The organism is Dietzia sp. Cai40, from assembly GCF_014145165.1.
Taxonomy (GTDB): domain Bacteria; phylum Actinomycetota; class Actinomycetes; order Mycobacteriales; family Mycobacteriaceae; genus Dietzia; species Dietzia natronolimnaea.
Genome location: NZ_JAALEB010000096.1, coordinates 1 through 4,038, shown reverse-complemented (window position 1 = coordinate 4,038; position 4,038 = coordinate 1). Strand labels below are relative to the sequence as shown.

Here is a 4,038-nt window from a genome sequence, read left to right as displayed (position 1 = left end):
CACGGGGTGCCCGAGTGCGGCCAGCGCCTCCGCGGAGGCGCGACCGATACCGGAGGAGGCGCCCGTGACGAGGGCGGGACGGTCGGCCGCGTCCCGCTGCGGTGGGAACTTCAGGCTCATCAGCGTCTGACCTCGACGCGCATGGGCAGGCGGGCGAAGCCACGCACGTTGGAGGAGTGCACGCGCTCGGCGCCGGGCAGGATCTCGTACCCCGTGACGGACCGCGAGATCTGGTCGAGCGCGATCCGCCCCTCGAGTCGCGCGAGGTGCGCGCCGAGGCAGAAGTGCGGCCCCTGGCCGAAGCTCAGGCTCGCGGAGGTGTCCCGGCCCAGGAGGAAGGCCCCGGAGTCCTCGAACACCTCCTCGTCGCGGTTGGCCGCGCCGATGAGCAGGAGCACCTTCTGGTCGGCCGGGATGGTGACGTCGCGGACCGTGACCTCCTGCGTCGTGGTGCGCAGGACCAACTGACTGGAGGTGTCGTAGCGCAGGGTCTCCTCGACCCAGTCGGTCACCCGCTCCGGGTCGTCGATCACCAGTCGCGACTGGTCGGGGTACTCGTGGCCCCAGAACATCGCGTTGGCGAGCAGCTTGGTGGTGGTCTCGTTGCCCGCCACCACCATGAGGAAGAGGAAGGACAGGATCTCGTCCTCGTCCAGCTTCTCCCCGTCGATCTCGGCGTCGATGAGTGCCGAGGTGAGATCCTCGGTCCGCTGCTTCCGCCGGTCGGCGACCATGCCCTGGTAGTAGGCGATGAGGTCGAAGGCGGCGACCATCGAGTCCTCGGGCACGTCCTGACCGCCCTCCTCGCGGTGCATGACGAGGTCCGCGAGCCGGCGGAGCTCGTCGCGATCCGACTCCGGCACCCCCATGAGGTCGGAGATGACGTCCATCGGCAGCTTGCCCGCGTAGTCCTGGACGAAGTCGAACTCGCCGCCGTCCCGAGACCTGTCGAGGCACTCGTCCCAGTACTGCCGCGAGATCCGTTCGATCCCCTCGGAGAGCGCGTCGACCCGTCGGGAGGTGAAGCCCTTGCTCACGAGCTTGCGCAGCCGGGCGTGCCTCGGGTCGTCCATCGCCAGGAAGGACATCGTCTTGTAGGCGTGCGGTCCGTACGCCGCCGGGTCGAGGGAGACCCCCATCGCGTTGGAGAACACGTCGGGCGCACGGAAGGCCTCACGGACGTCGGCGTGCTTGCTCAGCGCCCAGAAGTCGAGATCCGGGTTGTGGTAGACGGGGGCCTCGGCCCGCAACCGGGAGTAGAACGGGTACGGATCCTCGTGTACGGCGTAGTCATACGGGCTGAACACGAGCGGGGCTGGAGTCGCGGTGGTCATGTCTCAGGTCACCTCAGGATGAGTCGGGCGGCGGACTCGATGGCGTCCGCCATGTCGGAGTAGGAGCCATAGCCCATGCCCGCGCGGACGAGCGCGCCCGCGTAGACCATCTCCAGGGCGTCGATCACCTCGTCGTCGGCCTCGTCACCCAGCGCGGCCGTCAGGCGGCGTCGGATGTCCGCGCCGATCCGGATCCTCAGGTGGGACACCTCCGGGTCGTCGCCCAACAGGGCCGCGGTGACCGCAGAGGAGAGCTCGGGCTCGTCCGCGACCAACATCGCGACGTCCCGCAGGACCGCCACCACCCTGTCCACCGTGGTGCCGCTGCCGGCGCCCTCGGTGACGTGGTCACGCAGGCGTCGCCAGAACACCTCGGCGATGAGGTGGCCCTTGGACGAGAAGTAGGTGTACGCGGTGGCCGGGGCGACGCCGGCCCTCGAGGCCACGGCCCGGACCGCGAGCCCGCCCGGCCCCTTCTCGCGCAACACCTCCACCGCGGCGCTGGTGAGGCGGTCGACGGTCTCTGCCTGCTGGCCGTTGAGGCGCCTTCGCGTGGATTCGAAACGAACGTCACTGGACATGTGTCTGGACAGTACACCACTCGCCGGACTATCGTCTAGACAGTTGTCCACCCGCACCCGACGGAAGGCCCCCCGTGACGACGAGCACCACCTACGACGCCCCGCTCCTCATCGGCGGCGAGCTGCGCCCGGCCTCCGGGGGCGGCACGTTCGACGTCCTCAACCCCGCCACGGAGGACCTGATCGGCCGCGCCGCCGACGCCCGCCCCGAGGACATGGACGCCGCCATCGAGGCGGCCCGAACCGCGTTCGACACCACCACGTGGTCCACCGATCATGCCTTCCGTGCGGCGTGTCTGCGGCAACTCCGGGATGCTCTGCAGTCCCACACCGAGGAGCTGCGCGCACTGACCATCGCCGAGGTGGGCGCCCCCCACATGTTCACCACCGGGCCCCAGCTGGAGGGCCCCGTGGCCGACCTGGGCTGGCTCGCCGACCTCGTCGACGCCTACCAGTGGGTCGAGGAGCTGGGCGAGTCCGAGGTGATGGGGGTGCGCTCCCATCGCTCGGTGCGCCGGGAGGCGATCGGCGTGGTCGGAGCCATCACCCCGTGGAACTTCCCCAACCAGATCAACCTGGCCAAGATCGGGCCCGCGCTGGCCGCGGGCTGCACCGTGGTGCTCAAGCCCGCACCCGACACCCCGCTCATCGCCGCGGCCGTGGCCCGGATCGCCGCCGAGGAGACCGACATCCCCGCGGGCGTGCTCAACGTGGTCTCGTCCTCGGACCACGGGGTGGGCGCCCTGCTGACCACCGACCCGCGCGTGGACCTCGTCTCGTTCACCGGGTCCACCGCCACCGGCAAGAAGATCATGGTGGCCGCGGCGGAGACCCTCAAGAAGGTCTTCCTCGAGCTGGGCGGCAAGTCCGCCGCGGTCGTGCTGGACGACGCCGACCTGAACGCCGCCTGCTTCATGACGGCCCTCAACGCCTGTACCCACGCCGGCCAGGGGTGCGCCCTCACCACCCGACTGGTGGTGCCCCGCGAGAGGTACGACGAGGCCGTCGAGGCGGCCAAGGGCGCCATGGCGGCCTTCGCACCGGGCGACCCCACCGACCCCGGCACCCTGTGCGGTCCGCTGATCTCCGAACTGCAGCGCGAGCGGGTCGAGGGGTACATCGCACTGGCCGTCGAGGAGGGCGGCACCGTCGAGATCGGCGGCGGGCGCCCCTCCGGCGAGGACAAGGCCAAGGGCTTCTGGGTGGAGCCCACCCTGATCTCCGGACTCGACAACTCCGCGCGGGTGGCCCGGGAGGAGATCTTCGGCCCCGTCCTCGTCGTCATCCCCCACGACGGCGACGACGACGCGGTCCGGATCGCCAACGACTCCCCCTACGGCCTCTCCGGCGCCGTCTGGGGCGCCGACCTCGGCCGCGTCGAGAGGGTCGTGGCGGGCATCCGCACCGGAACGCTCGGGGTGAACGGCGGCGTCTGGTACGGCGCCGACGTGCCCTTCGGCGGCTACAAGCAGTCGGGCATCGGCCGTGAGATGGGCCGCCAGGGCTTCGAGGAGTACCTCGAGACCAAGTCCGTGGCCACCCCGGCCTGACGCGCCGCCCGCACCCGAGCCACCACCCGCATCACGCCATATCAAGCCACACCAAGGAAGCAGAGAATACAGACATGGGACGTTTTGACGGCAAGTCCGTGATCGTGACCGGCGCGGCCGGCGGAATCGGCGAGGAGTACGCCAAGGCGCTCGCCGCCGAGGGCGCGAAGGTCGTGGTGGCCGACGTCTCGGACACCGAGGGCGAACGCGTGGCGGCGGAGATCGTCGCCGCCGGCGGCGAGGCCTTCTTCCAGCACACCGACGTCTCGGACCCGGACTCGGCCGACGCGTGCGCCGAGGCGACCGTGGAGAAGTACGGCCGGCTGGACATGCTGGTCAACAACGCCGCGATCTTCGGCGGCATGAAGCTCGACTTCCTCATCACGGTGCCGTGGGACTACTACCAGAAGTTCATGCAGGTCAACATGAACGGCCAGCTCCTCATGGTCCGCGCCTGCTGGGAGAAGATGGCGGCGGCCGGCGGTGGCGCGATCGTCAACCAGTCCTCGACCGCCGCGTGGCTCTACTCCGGCTTCTACGGCCTGGCCAAGGTGGGCGTCAACGGCCTGACCC

At 70.2% G+C, this 4,038-nt stretch carries 4 protein-coding genes; 2 read left to right on the top strand and 2 right to left on the bottom strand.

The annotated features are described in order from the left end of the window. Window positions 1-119: 119 nt before the first annotated feature. Entirely contained in the window at window positions 120-1,334 is a 1,215-nt protein-coding gene (locus G6022_RS04700) for a cytochrome P450 (RefSeq protein ID WP_095717621.1), read from the bottom strand. A gap of 8 nt (window positions 1,335-1,342) precedes the next feature. Then, on the bottom strand, window positions 1,343-1,915 hold the full coding sequence (locus tag G6022_RS04695; protein WP_179525951.1) for a TetR/AcrR family transcriptional regulator: 573 nt from the start codon (window positions 1,913-1,915) through the stop codon (window positions 1,343-1,345). 74 nt (window positions 1,916-1,989) lie between these two features. Between G6022_RS04695 and G6022_RS04690 the strand changes: the two genes are divergently transcribed. Continuing rightward, window positions 1,990-3,465 (top strand): aldehyde dehydrogenase, encoded by a 1,476-nt coding sequence (locus tag G6022_RS04690; RefSeq protein WP_179525952.1) that lies wholly within the window; start codon window positions 1,990-1,992, stop codon window positions 3,463-3,465. A gap of 74 nt (window positions 3,466-3,539) precedes the next feature. Continuing rightward, window positions 3,540-4,038: SDR family NAD(P)-dependent oxidoreductase (locus G6022_RS04685; RefSeq protein WP_182691077.1), on the top strand; the 499-nt coding region annotated here is incomplete at its 3' end.